Below are 17,011 nucleotides of genomic sequence, written 5' to 3' on the forward strand. Positions count from 1 at the left end.
TGAGGTGAACCCAGTGACTTCTTCACATGATCCGTTATTGGCTTTGGTGGCTGACCCAGGCGTGAACTTATCACCGCTGACTGAACGTTTGTGGGCCAATAAAATCCCGCATCGAGTGGTGGTACAAGACGGTAAACAATGTTTGCTGTTGGCCCGGGAAGGTGATTTACCGCAGGTGAAAATCTGGCTGGAAGAATGGCAAAACAACCAGCTGGATCAGGCTGATCTGATTCCTGATTCTGCTGATGGCTCTGCCATGATGAAAGGCCTTTTGAATATTGCAGAAGCCCCATTGGCAACCTTGTGCATACCATTATTTGTCATGATGTTCGCCTGGATGCACATCAGTACAGATTGGAATCAATGGCTGCTGTTGGGGGAGTCATTATGGCCACAACAGCGGTTTGCGCTCAGCGCGTATACGGATATGGGATTCTGGGAGCTATGGCGGCCAACGCTGCTGCATTTTTCCGTACTGCATATCCTGATGAATATGTTCTGGTGGTGGTTACTGGCACGCCGAATCGAACGCATTGATGGAAAACTCGCTTTAATCAGCGTTATTCTGATCTGTGGTGTGCTGGGCAATGCCGCCCAATGGTGGTACGCCGGGCCGGGGTTTGGTGGCGCTTCTGGTGTGACCTTGGGCATGTTGGCGTGGGTTGCCAGCCGCCAGCGCCGATTACGGCTGCCCTATCAATTACCGTCTGCTTTGTTGCCAGTCATGGTGGGTTGGCTGTTACTGACCTTAATGGGGGATACTCTGGTTCCCGGGTTAAGTGGCACTGCCCATGGCGCCCATTTTGGTGGACTGCTGGCTGGGTTATTATGTGCCTTTATCTGGCCTGCAAACAGTGCCTTACAATCGAATACTTAAAAGAACGATGACTCTGCACAAGACATAGATGCAGACAATTGATGAGACGAGAGACTCCATGACATTAGATCAACTGATCCAATCCTTAACGCCCGAAGTCTATGAAAATCTGAAAAATGCCGTAGCGACTGGCCGCTGGCCTAATGGTATTCAATTGAAAGACGGGCAACGAGAACTGTGCATGGAAGCCATTCTGCATTATGAAAACACACACGATGTACCTGCAGATCAGCGAGTGGGTTACATTGACGGTGGCTGTAAATCATCGAAAGGTGATGACGATACCCAAACTCTGACGCTTCAGTAACTGAGTCAGAGGACTACCAATATGAGTGAATTCAGCGGCCATCTGCAAAAGATGGCAGCCCGTGCAGTGCCGTCTGAAGCTGGTGCAGATCGTTGTGCCAATAGTGGTGCCGATACCGTGCAATACGATCTGATTCTCGATCAGCAGGCCATTCCGTTAACTCCCTTGATTGGCAAAACCATCCGGCTGGAATACGTGGGTGATATTCATTGCTGCCACTGTGGTCGTAAAAGCAAAAAAAGCTTTGGGCAAGGGTATTGTTACCCCTGTTTCAGCAAGCTGGCACAGTGTGATTCCTGCATGATGAGCCCGGAAAAATGCCATTTTCACTTGGGTACCTGTCGTGAACCGGAGTGGGCGAAACAGGTATGTTTTAACGAACACATTGTTTATCTGGCAAATTCATCCGGCATTAAAGTGGGCATAACCCGTGCAACTCAGGTACCAACGCGTTGGCTGGATCAAGGTGCTACTCAGGCATTGCCAATTGCCCGGGTGGCAACCCGTAAACAGTCAGGATTGATTGAAGACTGTTTACGTCAGGATATTGCCGATAAAACCAACTGGCGCGCCATGTTAAAAGGCAATGCTGAAGCGGTGGACTTAGAAGCCGAGCGAGATCGGTTGTTCGATTTATTCAGCCCACAATTGAACTCGATTATTGCCAATGAAAACCCAGGTGATATTGAGTTGTTGTATGAGTCTGATGCTTATGCCTTTAATTTCCCAGTCGAACAATTCCCAACCAAAATTACCAGCTTTAATCTGGATAAAAACCCGCTGGTGGAAGGGTGCTTAAAAGGTATTAAAGGCCAGTATTTACTACTGGATACCGGGGTGATTAATATCCGTAAATTCACGTCGTACTCTGTGTCTGTCAGTTTCTTTTGAATTAACGGACTATTAAATGTTGTAAAAAGGCCGCTGAATCGCGGCCTTTTTTGTGGTTGCTGAACACTTTTGCGGGAATTGCATATAAAAAAACACAGTATGCGGCATCATTCATAAAAATTATCTCTATAAGGAATGCGTGGATGAATGTTATGAAGAGAAGCTTGTTGAAAACCTATAAGGCATCGTTACTTTCGGTTGCGGTGTCGGCTGCTTTTTTGAGTAGCAACAATGTGTATGCCGCCAATGCTGGGGATGTCGCTGATCAGGCTGGTAATGTCAAAGATTTCTTAACAGCCGGAGAAGTATTGGCTGATTTTCGTTTACGGTATGAAGAAAATTCGGATGAGTTTATCAGTCAGCGTAAAAATGCCACAGCTCTGACGCTACGCTCTCGAATTGGTTATGAAACGGCTTCATTGGCAGGCTTTAAACTATTGTTAGAAGGTGAAGATATTACAGCGGTTGTGGATGACTACAGCCCTGAAAATAATGATTTTGACCCGGTGTTGGACCCAGAAGCAACGGAATGGAACCGAGTACAACTCAGTTATGAGAATCAAGGATTCTCGGCTGTATTGGGTCGCCAGCGTATCGAATTGGATAATGAGCGTTTTATTGGTAATAACGACTGGCGTCAGAATGAACGCACTTTCGATGCTGCTCGTGTAGGTTACGAAATTGATGGTTGGAATCTGCAATATATCTATATCGATCAGGTCAATACACAGCTTTCCAGCGAATTAGATGCTGATGATCACTTATTCAACATCTCATATTCGGGATTAGCGTTGGGTAAAGTTGCCGCTTATGCGTATAGTCTAAATGGTGAAGAGGAAATCGATAACAGTAATTCAGTGTATAGCTCTGATACATACGGAGCCTATTTGGACGGTAAGAACGACTCTGACTCTATGTCTTTTACTTATCGCTTCGAATACGCTGTTCAAACATTTGAATATAATGATAGAGGAGATGTTGATACTGACTATGTGTTAGCCGAAGCTGGGTTGTTATTCTCGGGTGTAACAACAAAAGTTGGCTTTGAAGGCACTTATGGCCCAGATGGTTTTGATCAAAATAACTCAGTGGCATTTGCTACCCCATATGGCTCCAATCATGAATTTAATGGTTGGTCTGATAAATTAAACTATGTCGGTAATGATGGGCTGGAAGATGTTTATATCTCCGTGAGTGGTTATGCTGGCCCGGTTAAGCTGATCGCTGTTTATCATGATTACGACTATGCCGATGATAATACTAGCCTTGGCCGAGAACTGAATTTGATGGCGGAAGCTCAGGTAAACGACAATGTTACTGCCGGCCTGAAGTACGCCGGTTTCTCTACAGCTGAAGCTTATAAGATTGAGGGCGACCCCGATGTTGAAGACCTCAATTTTGAAGATGCCAGTCGTGATACGAACAAGTTCTGGTTATGGGTCGGTGTTCAGTTCTGAATCTGGGTATATTTAATTGAAAAAGCGACTTTCGAGTCGCTTTTTTTGATTTCAAATACTGATCGATCGTTCTTCTATTGTTGCGGAATCGGCATAGCGTCAAAGTTGGCATAGTTATTAACATGCGCACCAAACTTTATTCTCAGGAGAAGAATATGAACAGAGTAGCTCGATTGTTGATGACAACAGCCGTGTTGGTTGCTGCTGTTGGTTGCCAGAAAAAAGAAACAACCGATATGACTGGTGACCATGTCGGTGACCCGAATGATCGGCCAAATGTATTGATACTGATTGCCGATGACATGGGGTTTAGTGATATCGGTGCATTTGGCAGTGAAATTGAGACTCCAAATATCGACAGGTTGGCCGATGAAGGGGTGAGTTTTACCAACTTCCATGTGGGGGCAACCTGTTCTCCAACCCGTACCATGTTAATCAGCGGTGTTGATAATCACCTCGCCGGTTTGGGTAATATGCATGAAATCATGGCCGATAATCAATTTGGCAAGCCAGGCTATGAAGGTTACCTCAACAACAGTGTTGTGAGCGTGGCAACCGTTTTGCGCGACTCTGGTTATCACACCTACATGGCAGGTAAGTGGCATTTGGGGAGTACAAAAGACTCTATTCCATTTGCTCGTGGATTTGAAAAGTCTTTTGCTCTGGCTGAAAGTGGTGCAGACAACTGGGTAGAAATGCCATATGCCCCAATGTATGAACGAGTGCACTATTTTGAAGACGATAAAGAGGTGAATCTGCCAACCGAAAATTACTTTTCAAGCGATTATTACACCGATCGTATTATCGAAAATATCGAAAGTAATCGAAAAGACGGTAAGCCCTTTATGGCCTGGTTAGGTTATCAGGCGGTGCATTACCCACACCAGGCACCGAAGAAGTTTATTGATAAATACAATGGTGTTTATGACCAGGGCTGGGAAACATTAAGAAAAAAACGTTTGGAAAAACAAAAAGAGATAGCGCTTTTCCCGAATGCAATCAGTCTGGATGAGTCTTTTGAGAAAACCACCTTTGAGGATTGGCAGTTACCGGAATGGGATAAACTGACGGACGAAGAGAAAAAATTCAACGCGCGCCGTATGCAAACGTATGCTGGCATGATGGACAATATGGATTATAACATCGGTCGCTTGTTTGCTTACCTTGAGAAGATTGGTGAGTTGGATAATACTCTGATTATCTTCATGGCCGATAACGGCACTGATCCTAATCTGCTTGCTAAAAATGAAGCCTACCGCCCGTGGTACGAGAAAAATTATCAGAAAACCTATATTGAAGATTATCAGGGGGATTACTCTGATATGGGGCAAAAAGGATCTTATACCGATTATGGCCCCGGCTGGGCAGCAGCAGCTAACACACCAAACAGCTATTATAAAACCTTCTCGACTGAGGGTGGTTTACGGGTGCCTTTCTTAGTTCGATACCCGAACCATATTGCAGCGGGGAAAAAAGTAAATACCTTTGCTTTTGTGAAAGATGTCTACCCGACTGTACTTGAGGTAGCAGGACTGAAACCGCATACCGGAACTTATAACGGTAAGGAATATCATAAACCTGATGGCAGCAGTATCTGGCCGGTATTAACGGGTAAAAAAGAGGCAGTTCATGCCGATGATAAAGCCATTGGTTATGAGCTTGCAGGCAGTTCAGCCGTCTTTAAAGGTCGCTATAAACTGTCGAATAACCCTCCGCCAAAAGGAACGGGTGAATGGGAGTTGTATGACACAACCGTTGATCCTTCTGAGTTAAACGACCTGGCTGCTGAAAAGCCAAAGCTGGTTGCGGAGATGATTAAAGATTATCAGCAATATTCTGAGGAGAACTCGTTGGTTCCTGTGCCTGAAGGTTATAACCCACTGGAACAGGTTATTAAAAACAGTAAGCTTGAACATTGATGCAGAATACTTTGTATTGTCATCACCTTTAAAAATGTGCCCTCGTGGGCACATTTTTTATTGTCCATACTGGAAAAACTTTCGTTTCAGTCGCCATTGCCTCTCTTTTTTTAATTTTATGCTGTTCTGGTAAAGTTTTCCTGAGCTACAGGGTTTTCAATTAATGTAAAAGGTCAACTATGCAATGTGGATAATTTGAATTGCTGGTTATACAGTTCTGTAGCTCGGAGTAATATCGAAACTTTGTTAATTTTGAGTTGAAAAATGGAAGTTACACACCGTCGTGCCGATTCTTTGAAGGCAGAAGGTTCACTGGTTACTAATGATATTGTCGAATTGACGAACTTTGTTTCAACACGTAATCGTTGTTACACCCAATTGACTCCGGGGGAGTTTAAAGCAAGTTACCGAGAGGTACACCTGGGTGGTGTTCAGTTAATTCGGGAGTCTTTTAATGTCGGCGTTCGTATCGAAGCGTCGCCGCCAGCCAGCTATGCGCCGTTTGCAGCAATTTCGACCATGAATACAGAAGGGTCGTATTTCGGCGATGTCGATGCCGGAAATACATTGATTCAGGCATGCGGGGGAGAGTGGGACTTTATTGCATTTAATGAAATGGATTATGTATGTGCCGTATTTGATAAAGACGTGTTAGCGAATGGCTTTTATCAGCTTTCAGGGTACGACATTCCAAATCAGTGGTTATTGAGCCGAGCAGCTACTATTAACCCAAAGATGTTAAGTCAGTATCGGGTGGCGCTGCAGCGGGTAATGATGCTTTGTGCTAAATATCCTCAAGTCAGAAATTCGGTATACCTACAAAATTATCTGACCGAGTATGTTTTGCAACACTTAGCTCAGTCGTTGTCTGATAGCAGTAAGGTGCCTGTTCGCATGACAACAGGCGATAAGTTACAAGCAGGGGTGCGGCGGGTCATTGATTATTTAAACAGTCACTCACACGAACTGCCGACTATGCAAAAATTATGTGAAATATCACAACTAAGCGAAAGAAGTTTGCAGTATGGCTTTCGCTCATGCCTGAACCTGACTCCGGTTCAATATTTACGCATTATACGTCTGAATTCGGTGCGTAAAGAGCTGCTGGTTTCTGATAAACACACTACAACGGTTTCTGATGTTGCTATACGCTGGGGCTTTTTTGAACTTGGACGCTTCGCTGGCAACTACAAACAACTATTTGAAGAGTCGCCTTCCGAGACCCTGCTGCGGTATCAATAAAAATAAGTGCCAGTCAGATGTCGAACAGGTAATATCAACGCATTATTGCAACAAGATATTCCGAGGCCATCATGCGTGATGCACAACCACAAGCGATTTTCCTGAAAGATTACCAGCAGCCTGCTTACTGGATTGAACGTACTGAACTGACGTTTGAGTTGCAGGCGGAATTTACGCTTGTGACGTCACAATTGCAGCTGACTCGTAATGATGACGTTGCTCAGGATGGCAGTCTGACACTGCATGGTCAGGAACTGGAATTATTATCGGTTGTGATTGATGGAGTGGAGCAAAGTGGCGATCAATATCAGCTGGATGATGAGTCGCTGACGCTGCAAGGGCTGGCTGAAAATCCTGTCGTTACCATTAAAACCCGCATTTACCCGCATAAAAACACCGCACTGGAAGGCCTGTATCAGTCGGGCTCTATGTATTGTACCCAGTGCGAGGCCGAAGGCTTCCGCCGTATCACCTATTATCTGGATCGCCCAGATGTGATGTCGGTGTTTACCACGCATATTATTGCCGATGCTGGTCAATATCCGGTGTTGTTATCGAACGGCAATCTGATTGCAGAGCAAACGCTGGCTAATGGCACGAAGCAGGTCAGCTGGAATGACCCACATAAAAAACCGGCGTATTTGTTTGCTTTGGTTGCTGGTGACTTGCAGGTTAAAGAAGATACTTTTACCACGATGTCGGGTCGTGAAGTGGCGCTGAAAATTTTTGTTGAACCACAAAATATCGACAAAACAGATTATGCACTTGATGCGCTAAAACGTTCCATGAAGTGGGATGAAGAGAGCTATGGTCGGGAATATGACCTGGATATCTTTATGATTGTCGCCGTTGATGATTTCAACATGGGCGCAATGGAAAACAAAGGCCTCAATATCTTTAACTCTTCTTGTGTGCTGGCCAATCCCGCGACGGCGACCGATGCCGCTTATCAGCGTATTGAAGCCATTGTCGCGCATGAATATTTCCACAACTGGTCGGGCAACCGGGTGACCTGCCGTGACTGGTTCCAGCTGAGTTTAAAAGAAGGTTTTACCGTTTTCCGTGATGCCTGTTTCTCCGCCGATATGAATTCGGCTACGGTGAAGCGTATCGAAGACGCCCGCATTATGCGTACGGTGCAGTTTGCAGAAGATGCCGGCCCTATGGCGCACCCGGTACAACCGGATTCCTTTATCGAAATCTCCAACTTCTACACCGTTACGATTTATGAAAAAGGTGCCGAAGTAGTGGGGATGCAGCGCAAAATTCTTGGCGATGACGGCTTCCGTAAAGGTTCGGATCTGTATTTTGATCGTCATGATGGTCAGGCGGTGACCATTTATGATTTTACTCAGGCGATGGAAGATGCCAACGGCGTTGATCTCACCTTATTTAAACGCTGGTACAAACAAGCGGGTACGCCGGTGGTATCAGTTTCAAGCGAATACGATGCCGATAAGCAGCAGTTGTCTTTAACACTCAAACAACGTTGTCCGGATACCCCGGGGCAAACGGATAAACAACCGATGTGGATTCCGGTTCAGTTTGGCTTGCTGAATAGCCGTGGCCAGGACTTACCTGTTGCCGTTGAACCGGCATCCGCCTGGACCCAAGCCAGTCAGGTCTTGCATCTGACCGAAGCTGAGCAAACTTTTGTGTTCTCCAATGTTGCTGAGCAGCCGGTGGTATCACTGTTCCGTGATTTTTCTGCGCCCGTCAAAGTGGAATTTGATCAAAGCCGCGATGAGTTGCTGTTCTTGTTACAGCACGATAGCGATGGCTTTAATCGTTGGGATGCCGGTCAACGGCTGATGCTGCAATGGATTAATGATGCTATGTCGGGCAACTTTGTACTGGATTCTGCGGCCGAGCAAGTATTGCGCTCGTTGTTGCGAGATGAGGAACTAGACCCTGCTATGGTAGCTTATCTGCTGACGTTACCATCGGAGTCTTATATTGCCGAATTCTCAGCGGTGATTGATCCACAAGCGATTTATCATGCGCGTAAACAGGTCCGGCAGACACTGGCCCAAGCCTTGTCTGCGGACTTTAAAGCTGTTTATCAACGTTTATCAAACAGCGCCACATATGCACCAGAACCGCGACAGATGTCAGCCCGGGCGCTGAAGAATCTGGCGCTGAGTTATTGGGTGCTGACAGATAACGAAGGTCTGCAGCAAGCTCAGCAACAATATCAGCAAGCCGATAATATGACGGATCAGATGGCAGCGTTTGTAACACTGATCAATAGCAGCGACGCGGACCTATCCGAAGAGTACCTGCAGCGTTTCTATCAACAATGGCAGGGTGATGTGCTGGTGGTGAACCAGTGGTTGGCCGCACAGGCGGGGTCATCCCAGTTGGCCAGTGCTAAGTTCATATCGACACTACTACAGCATGATGCTTTCGATTGGCGCAATCCGAACAAAGTGCGTTCGGTGATTGGCGCGTTTGCCAATCAGGCGTTGTGTCACTTTCATGCGGAGGATGGCTCGGGTTACCGTTTGCTGGCCGATGCGGTGATTCGTTTAAATGGATCAAACCCACAGATTGCAGCGCGTCTGTTGGCTCCATTAACTAAGTGGAAGCGTGTTATTCCACAGCAAGGAGCACAAATGAAAGCAGAATTAGAACGTATTATGGCAGAATCTGATCTGTCTAAAGATGTCTACGAAGTTGTCAGTAAGAGTTTGGTTTGAGCATAAAGACATAATTCTTTATGCTTGGACGAAAATAAACCGCATAAGCGGTGTCGTTGAGGTCGCAAAATGAAGAAAAATAATTGGATCGCGACAGGTGCTTTGGCACTGTCTCTGGCAACATCATCTGCGATGGCTGCCGTGTCAGTGAAAGAAGCTGAGCGCCTGAAAGGGGAATTAACACCGATAGGTGCTGAGCGGGCTGGTAACAAAGCTGGAGATATCCCAGCTTGGCGTGGTGGACTCAGCCTGCCACCGGTTTCGTATTCTGAAGCAGGGCAGCACCACCCAGACCCTTACGCTAATGACAAGCTTTTATTCACGATCACGGCTGCCAATATGGCGCAATATGAACAGTTTTTGACCGAAGGTCAGAAAGCACTGTTTAAAACTTATCCGGATACGTTCCGGATGCCGATTTATCAGACGCGTCGAACTGCAGCAGCGCCGGAGTGGGTTTATGACAACACCTACAAAAATGCGCTTCGAGCTGAACTGGCTGAGAACGGTAACGGTTTATTATATGCATATGGCGGTATTCCATTCCCGATAGCTAAAAATGGTCTGGAAGCGATCTGGAATCATGTGACCCGCTGGCGTGGTGTTTATTTATCTCGACGTGCATCCGAAGTCGCGGTGCAGGTTGATGGTGACTTTTCTCTGGTGACGGTGCAGCAAGAAGTTGAATTTAACTACTATCGCCCAGATCGCACGGTCGATGATCTGGATAACATTCTCTTTTATTACTTATCATTAACCAAAGCTCCGGCGCGTTTGGCGGGTGGTGCGGTATTGGTACATGAAACCCTGAACCAGGTTGATGAAGCTCGTCAGTCATGGGGCTACAACGCTGGTCAGCGCCGTGTTCGTCGGGCGCCTAACCTGGCTTACGATACCCCGATTGCTGCCGCGGATGGTCTGCGTTATGCCGACGATACGGATATGTATAACGGTGCTCCGGATCGTTATAACTGGAAGCTGGTGGGCAAAAAAGAGATCTATATTCCATACAACAACTTCAAGCTGAGCTCGAACCAGTCCAGCTATAAAGACGTAATTCAACCTGGACACATTAATCCGGATTATACGCGTTACGAGAAGCACCGGGTTTGGGTTGTAGAGGCAACGTTAAAAGACGGCGTGCGTCATGTTTATCACAAGCGTCGCTTCTATCTGGATGAAGATACCTGGGGAGCTGCTGCGGTTGATCAATATGACTCCGCCGGTGATCTATGGCGTGTGAGCCTGGCTTACCTGAAAACCTATTATGAGCTGCCGGTCACCTGGACCACGTTGGATGTGTTCCATGATTTAAAAGCTAAGCGTTATCATGTTCAGGGACTGGATAGTGAAGAGAAGGCGACTATCGACTTCAGTCAGAAGCCGCCTGGTGAGCGCTATTTCACACCATCAGAATTACGCCGACGCGGGCGTCGTTAATTCTAAAGTATGAAAGCGGATGGTCTTATAGCCATCCGTTTTTGTTTCTGACCTGTTTTGATAGAAAAATGTCAAAAAAGCCTGATTTGGTTTAACATTTTGTAACAAGCGGAAGTTAGTCAATAACAAAAGTGTCGGCTAGACTAGCCGCCTTCCGACATTAGTATAAAAAACGGAGCTATTTATGTTATTCAACTTGGGACGGTACTCCTCCGCCTCAACAGTAAATGGTGTGGCTGTGCTTCGCCATATATTCCTGGTTCTGATGGTATTGTTCCCGCAGCTCAGTAATGCCGGTTGGCAAGACCCTCTGGAAACTCCATCTGCCTCTACATCCAAAGCACATAAGACGCTGTTGTTAGATGTCACTCGTGCGGGTGAGCGACTTGTTGCCGTAGGTAGTCACGGCCATGTGATTTATTCTGATGACAACGGTGCAAGCTGGAATCAGGGCAAGGTCCCGGTCAGTGTGACGTTAACGTCGGTCTACTTTGCCTCCTCTGAGGCCGGATGGGCTGCTGGTCATGACGGTGTAATTCTGTCTACCCAGGATGGCGGTAAAAACTGGAGCCGTGTATTTGATGGCTACAGTGCAAATAAAGCGATCGTTGCTGCGGCAAAAGTAAAAGAAAATCAGTTGGCTGATGTGTTAGCTCAGGCAGAAGCATCTGGCAACGATGTTGCGGTTGAAGAAGCAGAAATGGCTCTGGAAAATGCAACCTACTCGCGTGAAGACGCTGAGTACGATGAAGAAACCGGCTCTACTAAACCATTCCTGGATATATGGTTCTACGACACTAAGCGTGGTTATGCGATAGGTGCTTACGGTATGTTCTTTTACACCGATAATGGCGGCAAAAGCTGGATCGATGTTTCTGCGCGCATGCCGAATTCAGAACGTTTGCATTTGAACGGTATTTCTCTGGTTGGTAATCGCTCTCTGGTTGTTGTGGGTGAAATGGGCCTGGTAATGCGTTCTGACGACCTGGGGCAGACATGGCGCCGTACGCCATCACCATATGAAGGTTCTCTATTTGGCTTAGTAAATGCCGGAGAACAGCAATTGTTGTTTGGCTTGCGCGGGCATGTATTCAGTTCAGCGGATGGTGGTATCAGCTGGATTGAATTGAAAACCGGCAGTGAGCAAACACTTTTGTCGGGCTATGTTGGTCGTAAAAGTACCTTGTTAGTCGGTAACGCCGGTTCTGTGATTTTGTTCGATCGGTCATTAAAAAACAGTCGTACCTTGATTCTTACCGGTCGCAAAGCCGCTGCTGCTGCAGTTGAAGCCAGTGATGGCAGTTTTGTGATTGTGGGTGAGGCCGGTGTTCAGCGATTGAATGCTGGCGGTGAATTAATGGATCAAAGTATTAGTATGGCTGCGGGAGATTTCTGATCATGGCTGAACAAAAGCATCATTTTTCTTCGGAGCCAGAGCATTTTATCCTGTCTCCAGAAACCGAACCAATGCTGGAGCGCTTGTTCTTTAACAATCGTTTTCTAGTGTTGCTTATCTTGGCGGTACTGACAGCCGTGTTTGCTTACGGCTTAACCAAAGTTCGTTTGGATTCGAGTATTGAAAAATACATCCCACTGAATCATGAATATATTCAGAATTTCCTGGTTCACAAAGACTCGATGAAGAGTGGCGTTGCCAATGTGAAAATTTCAGTGGAGGTCACGGAAGGTGAAATTTTTACTCAGGAATACATGGAGACGCTGAGCAAAATCAACGACGATGTGTTCTTTATTAAGGGTGTTGATCGTTCCGGAATGCAGTCCCTCTGGACGCCGAATGTTCGCTGGACTGAGGTTACAGAAGAAGGCTTCCAGGGTGGCCCGGTGATTCCGAGTACCTACAGTGGCGACGCTGATAGCCTTGAGAAAGTCCGTCAGAATGTCCTCAAATCTGGTCAGGTTGGACGCCTTGTTGCGAACGACTTCCGCTCTTCCATCATTGATGTTCCTTTGGTTGAAAAAGATCCTGAAACGGGTGAGAAGCTGAGTTACCAACAGTTCTCCCACGATTTGGAAGAAAAAATCCGCACTAAATACGGTAGTGATAAGTATCGTATCTACATTACGGGTACTCCTAAAAAGCTGGGTGACCTGCTGGATGGCGCCAGTAAAATTGCCATTTTCTTTATGTTGGCAATGGCTGCTACTGCCATTTTGTTATACCTGTATTCTCGTTGTATTCGCGGAACTATAGTCCCGATTTTGGCTTCTCTGATTGCGGTTATCTGGCAATTGGGTGCCCTGGCCCTGATGGGGTACACCATTGACCTGTATTCGGTATTAGTACCATTCCTGGTGTTTGCGATTGGTATTAGTCACGCTGTTCAGATTATTTCTGGTATTGCGATTGAAGCAGGCAAGGGCGAAAACAAGCTGATGGCCGCACGTAAAGCCTTCCGTGGCTTGTACGTACCTGGCATGCTGGCCTTATTAAGTGACGGTATGGGCTTCCTGACCTTGCTGTTCATTGATATTGGTGTGATTCAGGAGCTGGCGATTGCTGCATCGGTTGGTGTGGCGATGATCATTGTCACCAACCTGATTTTGCTGCCGATTGTTATGTCTTATATCGGTATTAGTCAGAGTGGTGTTCGTCATGCTGAGAAGACCGAAAAATCTGAGCCTAAGTTATGGAAGGTTCTGTCACACTCTGCAACAGGTAAGGTAGCACCGTTCCCGATTGTGATTGCAATTGCTATGGCTATTGGTGGTTATTTTGTTAGTCAGGATCTGAAAATCGGTGACCTGGATAAAGGTGCTCCAGAGCTGCGTGCTGACTCTCGTTATAACCTCGATAATGACTTCATGGTGAGTAACTACTCTACCAGCTCTGATTTATTGGTGGTGATGGTTGAAACAGCTAAAGAGCAATGTAATGCCTACAAAGTGATGGACGCTGTTGATCGCTTTATGTGGTATATGGAAAACGTGCCAGGTGTTCAGTCGACAACATCTCTGGTTACCGTTTCTAAGTTGGTCACCAAGGCGATGAATGAAGGTAACCTGAATTGGTCTTCTCTGTCTCGTAACCAAACCATTCTGAACACCTCTATCCAGCGTGCTCCAAGCTCTTTGCTGAATGCGGATTGCTCGATGGCACCGGTGATTGTGTATCTGAATGATCATAAAGCAGAAACATTGGAAACTGCAGTTCAGGCCGTTGAGGATTTTAAAGCGAATTACGACGATAGCGTAGATGAGAAGTACTTCTCTTATACTATTGAGCAAATTGATCAGGCGATCGCAGACGGTGAAATTGATTCTGTTCCGGTTCGTTTCCAGTTAGCGTCAGGTAATGCTGGTATTGAAGCGGCAACGAATCAGGTAATTGCTGAAGCTCAGAACACCATGCTGATCTTTGTTTATGTGGTCGTTTTTGTATTGTGTTTTGCTACTTTCCGCTCACTGACTGCAGTTGCGTGTATTATCATCCCACTGGCACTGACTTCGATTCTTAGTCAGGCGCTTATGACCTGGTTAGGTATTGGTGTCAAGGTGGCTACACTGCCAGTTATTGCACTGGGCGTGGGTATTGGTGTGGACTACGGTATTTACATCTACAGCCGTTTGGAAGTGATGATTATTGCGGGTAAATCGCTGCAGGAGTCTTTCCTGGAAACGCTTAAGTCAACGGGTAAGGCAGTAAGCTTTACGGGTATTACGTTGGCAATTGGTGTTGCTACCTGGATTTTCTCACCAATTAAATTCCAGGCCGACATGGGTATTCTGCTGACCTTTATGTTCCTGTGGAATATGCTGGGTGCGCTGATTCTGTTGCCAGCACTGGCGCACTTCCTGCTGAGCCCTGAGCGTATTCGTAAGCGCCATGCGGCAAAACATGGGGAAGTGCCCCCTGCGGGTTGAAAGAATCCTGCTGGTTATTAAGTAGTAGTATCTGAGAAGCGATGTTTTCCTGGGCTTTGGCCTTTGAAAACATCGCTTTTTTTATGGTTCGTTTACAGTAGAGACAGTTTATGAAACTGGGTGATATTTCAGTCTGCGTAGTTGAGCTTATGGGGCAAGCAGTCGAGTCTCTGGGGGGGAATCCGGCATTTGAGTTTGAGCAGTATCAGCTTGACGCTACCAAACTCAATTCACCGGATGCGCGCATCAGTATTCCGCGTTTTATGCGATTGGGTCATGCGTGTATCGAGGCATATGATATCCCCTGGTTAGGCCTTGAGATGGGGCGATTAACTACCCCGGGTCATCAAGGCCTTGCTGGTTTGGTCGCTCAGACTGCACCGGATATTAAAACAGCTTGTCGTTCCATTGCAGAATTTGAATTGTTGTCGAGTTTTAATGCCAGGGGGCGTACCCAGTTTCTGATCGAGCAAGGTGAGGGGATTGCTCACTTTTATTCAATCAGCCCTTATAACGCCTTTAACCTATTTGTGGTGGATTCGGTTTTGGGCGGTTGGGTGAAGATGTTGCAATGGATCAGTGGCCGCACGGACGTGATCAAGCGTTTGCAATTTGAATTTAAGGCGCCGGACTATCTTGATTATTACGCACAATATTTCAACTGTGATATTGAGTTTGGCGCGGAGCGAAATGCGGTTGTGATCCATGATTGGGCGTTGGGCTTACCATCGGTTCATCGTTGTGCATCGACTCATCATGGTCTTAAGCAGCTTGCAGAGCGTGAGCTGGAGAGAGTCCGTTTAGGGTTGAGTTTCCGGGAAGTGATTGAGCGTGCGATCGGCCCATTATTAAAAGGTAAAACGCCAACGCTTGAGGATGTAAGTCATCGTTTGAATATGGCCCCATGGACGATACGTCGTCGACTCAATGCGGAAAAAATCAGCTTTCAGCAGGTAATGAATGATACCCGTCGGGATCTTGCGGTCAGTTATGTGCGCGATACATCACTGACGTTGGGTGAGATTGCTTATTTGCTGGGATTCGGCTCTACGGCAGCATTTCAGCGGGCTTTTAAACGATGGACCGGGCAGGCGCCCGGTCGTTTCAGAGATATTTCCCGGAACCGTAGTCAGTAACAATCGGCTCCGGTTCGGCTGGGTTACAGCTCAACTGCGTCGTCGATATCGTCTTCGTAATCGTCGTAGTCGATATCCAGCAGATCTTCGATATAATCAGACATAATTGTCCTCCTTTGTTTTCCTGGTTTCTTACTACTCAGCTTCCTATCTGAGCTTCTGGCTATTTCGTGATGATGAAATATGGATTTAGCATCTAACGTGCCAGAGTTGGTGATCATAATGAATCTGACTTTTTGGTCAAGAAAATAAAGCTTTCAGAATCATTTGATGGCAAAAAACAATACAGTCGCTAGATGAACGGCAGATGACAAATACCGAATCGGTAGAAAAATTTTGATTCAAACGCAAGAAATGATAATGGGATATAAATAAGAAATGGCGGACTGGACTGGGCGGCATCCGAGGACTCGATGTGAGCCAATACGAATAAAGTTTTAAAAGGGGGTATTTTAGAAATGGCGGACTGGACGGGACTCGAACCCGCGACCCCCGGCGTGACAGGCCGGTATTCTAACCAACTGAACTACCAGTCCGCATCGTACTTTTGCAAGTAACAGTCACTGTTTAACCACTTTGAGGTAGTGGTGGGTGATGACGGGATCGAACCGCCGACCCTCTGCTTGTAAGGCAGATGCTCTCCCAGCTGAGCTAATCACCCAAGTTTTTACATCTCTGAGAAGATGGCGGACTGGACGGGACTCGAACCCGCGACCCCCGGCGTGACAGGCCGGTATTCTAACCAACTGAACTACCAGTCCACATAAGTCACATTATTTAACCACTTTGAGGTAGTGGTGGGTGATGACGGGATCGAACCGCCGACCCTCTGCTTGTAAGGCAGATGCTCTCCCAGCTGAGCTAATCACCCATTTTGTTTTAGCAAAAAATGCTAAATCAAAAAATCGATTTAAGTAAAATGGCGGACTGGACGGGACTCGAACCCGCGACCCCCGGCGTGACAGGCCGGTATTCTAACCAACTGAACTACCAGTCCATTTCCTAAATCGCTCGTTTTTACGGCAAAGCAATTACTTAAAGTAATTGGTGGGTGATGACGGGATCGAACCGCCGACCCTCTGCTTGTAAGGCAGATGCTCTCCCAGCTGAGCTAATCACCCTTGCCCGTAAAAGCGAGTGGGCATTCTACTCATATACGTT

Annotated in this window: 12 protein-coding genes and 6 tRNA genes; 11 read left to right on the forward strand and 7 right to left on the reverse strand. The window is 46.5% G+C overall.

The genetic code is table 11. The annotated features are described in order from the left end of the window. Positions 1-13 precede the first annotated feature (13 nt). From KFF03_RS06015 to KFF03_RS06065, 11 genes are all read left to right on the forward strand, one after another. On the forward strand, positions 14-877 hold the full coding sequence (locus KFF03_RS06015) for a rhomboid family intramembrane serine protease (protein WP_255859670.1): 864 nt from the start codon (positions 14-16) through the stop codon (positions 875-877). A gap of 58 nt (positions 878-935) precedes the next feature. Then, complete coding sequence (locus tag KFF03_RS06020; RefSeq protein WP_255859671.1) at positions 936-1,184, forward strand: YeaC family protein; 249 nt, start codon at positions 936-938, stop codon at positions 1,182-1,184. Positions 1,185-1,205: 21 nt separating this feature from the next. Then, positions 1,206-2,075 (forward strand): DUF2797 domain-containing protein, encoded by an 870-nt coding sequence (locus KFF03_RS06025; RefSeq protein ID WP_255859673.1) that lies wholly within the window; start codon positions 1,206-1,208, stop codon positions 2,073-2,075. A gap of 50 nt (positions 2,076-2,125) precedes the next feature. Further along, a complete protein-coding gene (locus KFF03_RS06030) occupies positions 2,126-3,532 on the forward strand; it encodes an alginate export family protein (protein WP_255859680.1) in 1,407 nt (468 codons plus the stop codon). Between the two features lie 155 nt (positions 3,533-3,687). Further along, positions 3,688-5,451, forward strand: a complete 1,764-nt coding sequence (locus KFF03_RS06035; protein WP_255859681.1) for an arylsulfatase — start codon at positions 3,688-3,690, stop codon at positions 5,449-5,451. 294 nt (positions 5,452-5,745) lie between these two features. After that, positions 5,746-6,693 carry a helix-turn-helix domain-containing protein gene (locus KFF03_RS06040; RefSeq protein ID WP_255859683.1) on the forward strand — a complete coding sequence of 316 codons (948 nt, stop codon included), beginning with the start codon at positions 5,746-5,748 and terminating at the stop codon, positions 6,691-6,693. Between the two features lie 71 nt (positions 6,694-6,764). After that, positions 6,765-9,392, forward strand: a complete 2,628-nt coding sequence (gene pepN, locus KFF03_RS06045) for an aminopeptidase N (RefSeq protein ID WP_255859693.1) — start codon at positions 6,765-6,767, stop codon at positions 9,390-9,392. Between the two features lie 69 nt (positions 9,393-9,461). Then, entirely contained in the window at positions 9,462-10,832 is a 1,371-nt protein-coding gene (locus KFF03_RS06050; protein ID WP_255859695.1) for a DUF1329 domain-containing protein, read from the forward strand. A 238-nt stretch (positions 10,833-11,070) separates the two neighbouring features. Next, positions 11,071-12,228 (forward strand): YCF48-related protein, encoded by a 1,158-nt coding sequence (locus KFF03_RS06055; protein ID WP_255859696.1) that lies wholly within the window; start codon positions 11,071-11,073, stop codon positions 12,226-12,228. Positions 12,229-12,230: 2 nt separating this feature from the next. Then, positions 12,231-14,714: an RND family transporter gene (locus KFF03_RS06060; RefSeq protein WP_255859698.1), complete on the forward strand. Its 2,484-nt coding sequence runs from the start codon at positions 12,231-12,233 to the stop codon at positions 14,712-14,714. Between the two features lie 110 nt (positions 14,715-14,824). After that, positions 14,825-15,850, forward strand: a complete 1,026-nt coding sequence (locus KFF03_RS06065; protein ID WP_255859700.1) for an AraC family transcriptional regulator — start codon at positions 14,825-14,827, stop codon at positions 15,848-15,850. Between the two features lie 23 nt (positions 15,851-15,873). Here KFF03_RS06065 and KFF03_RS06070 read toward each other — a convergent pair whose 3' ends face one another. From KFF03_RS06070 to KFF03_RS06100, 7 genes are all read right to left on the reverse strand, one after another. Then, a complete protein-coding gene (locus KFF03_RS06070) occupies positions 15,874-16,071 on the reverse strand; it encodes a hypothetical protein (protein ID WP_255859701.1) in 198 nt (65 codons plus the stop codon). 238 nt (positions 16,072-16,309) lie between these two features. Further along, a tRNA-Asp gene (locus KFF03_RS06075) sits at positions 16,310-16,386 on the reverse strand. A gap of 49 nt (positions 16,387-16,435) precedes the next feature. Further along, positions 16,436-16,511: transfer RNA gene (locus KFF03_RS06080), tRNA-Val, on the reverse strand. A gap of 23 nt (positions 16,512-16,534) precedes the next feature. Continuing rightward, positions 16,535-16,611: transfer RNA gene (locus KFF03_RS06085), tRNA-Asp, on the reverse strand. A gap of 34 nt (positions 16,612-16,645) precedes the next feature. After that, positions 16,646-16,721, reverse strand: a tRNA-Val gene (locus KFF03_RS06090). A gap of 49 nt (positions 16,722-16,770) precedes the next feature. Next, positions 16,771-16,847, reverse strand: a tRNA-Asp gene (locus KFF03_RS06095). Positions 16,848-16,895: 48 nt separating this feature from the next. Next, positions 16,896-16,971 (reverse strand) — tRNA-Val (locus tag KFF03_RS06100). Positions 16,972-17,011 lie beyond the last annotated feature (40 nt).

This window comes from Bacterioplanoides sp. SCSIO 12839, from assembly GCF_024397975.1.
Classification (GTDB): domain Bacteria; phylum Pseudomonadota; class Gammaproteobacteria; order Pseudomonadales; family Oceanobacteraceae; genus Bacterioplanoides.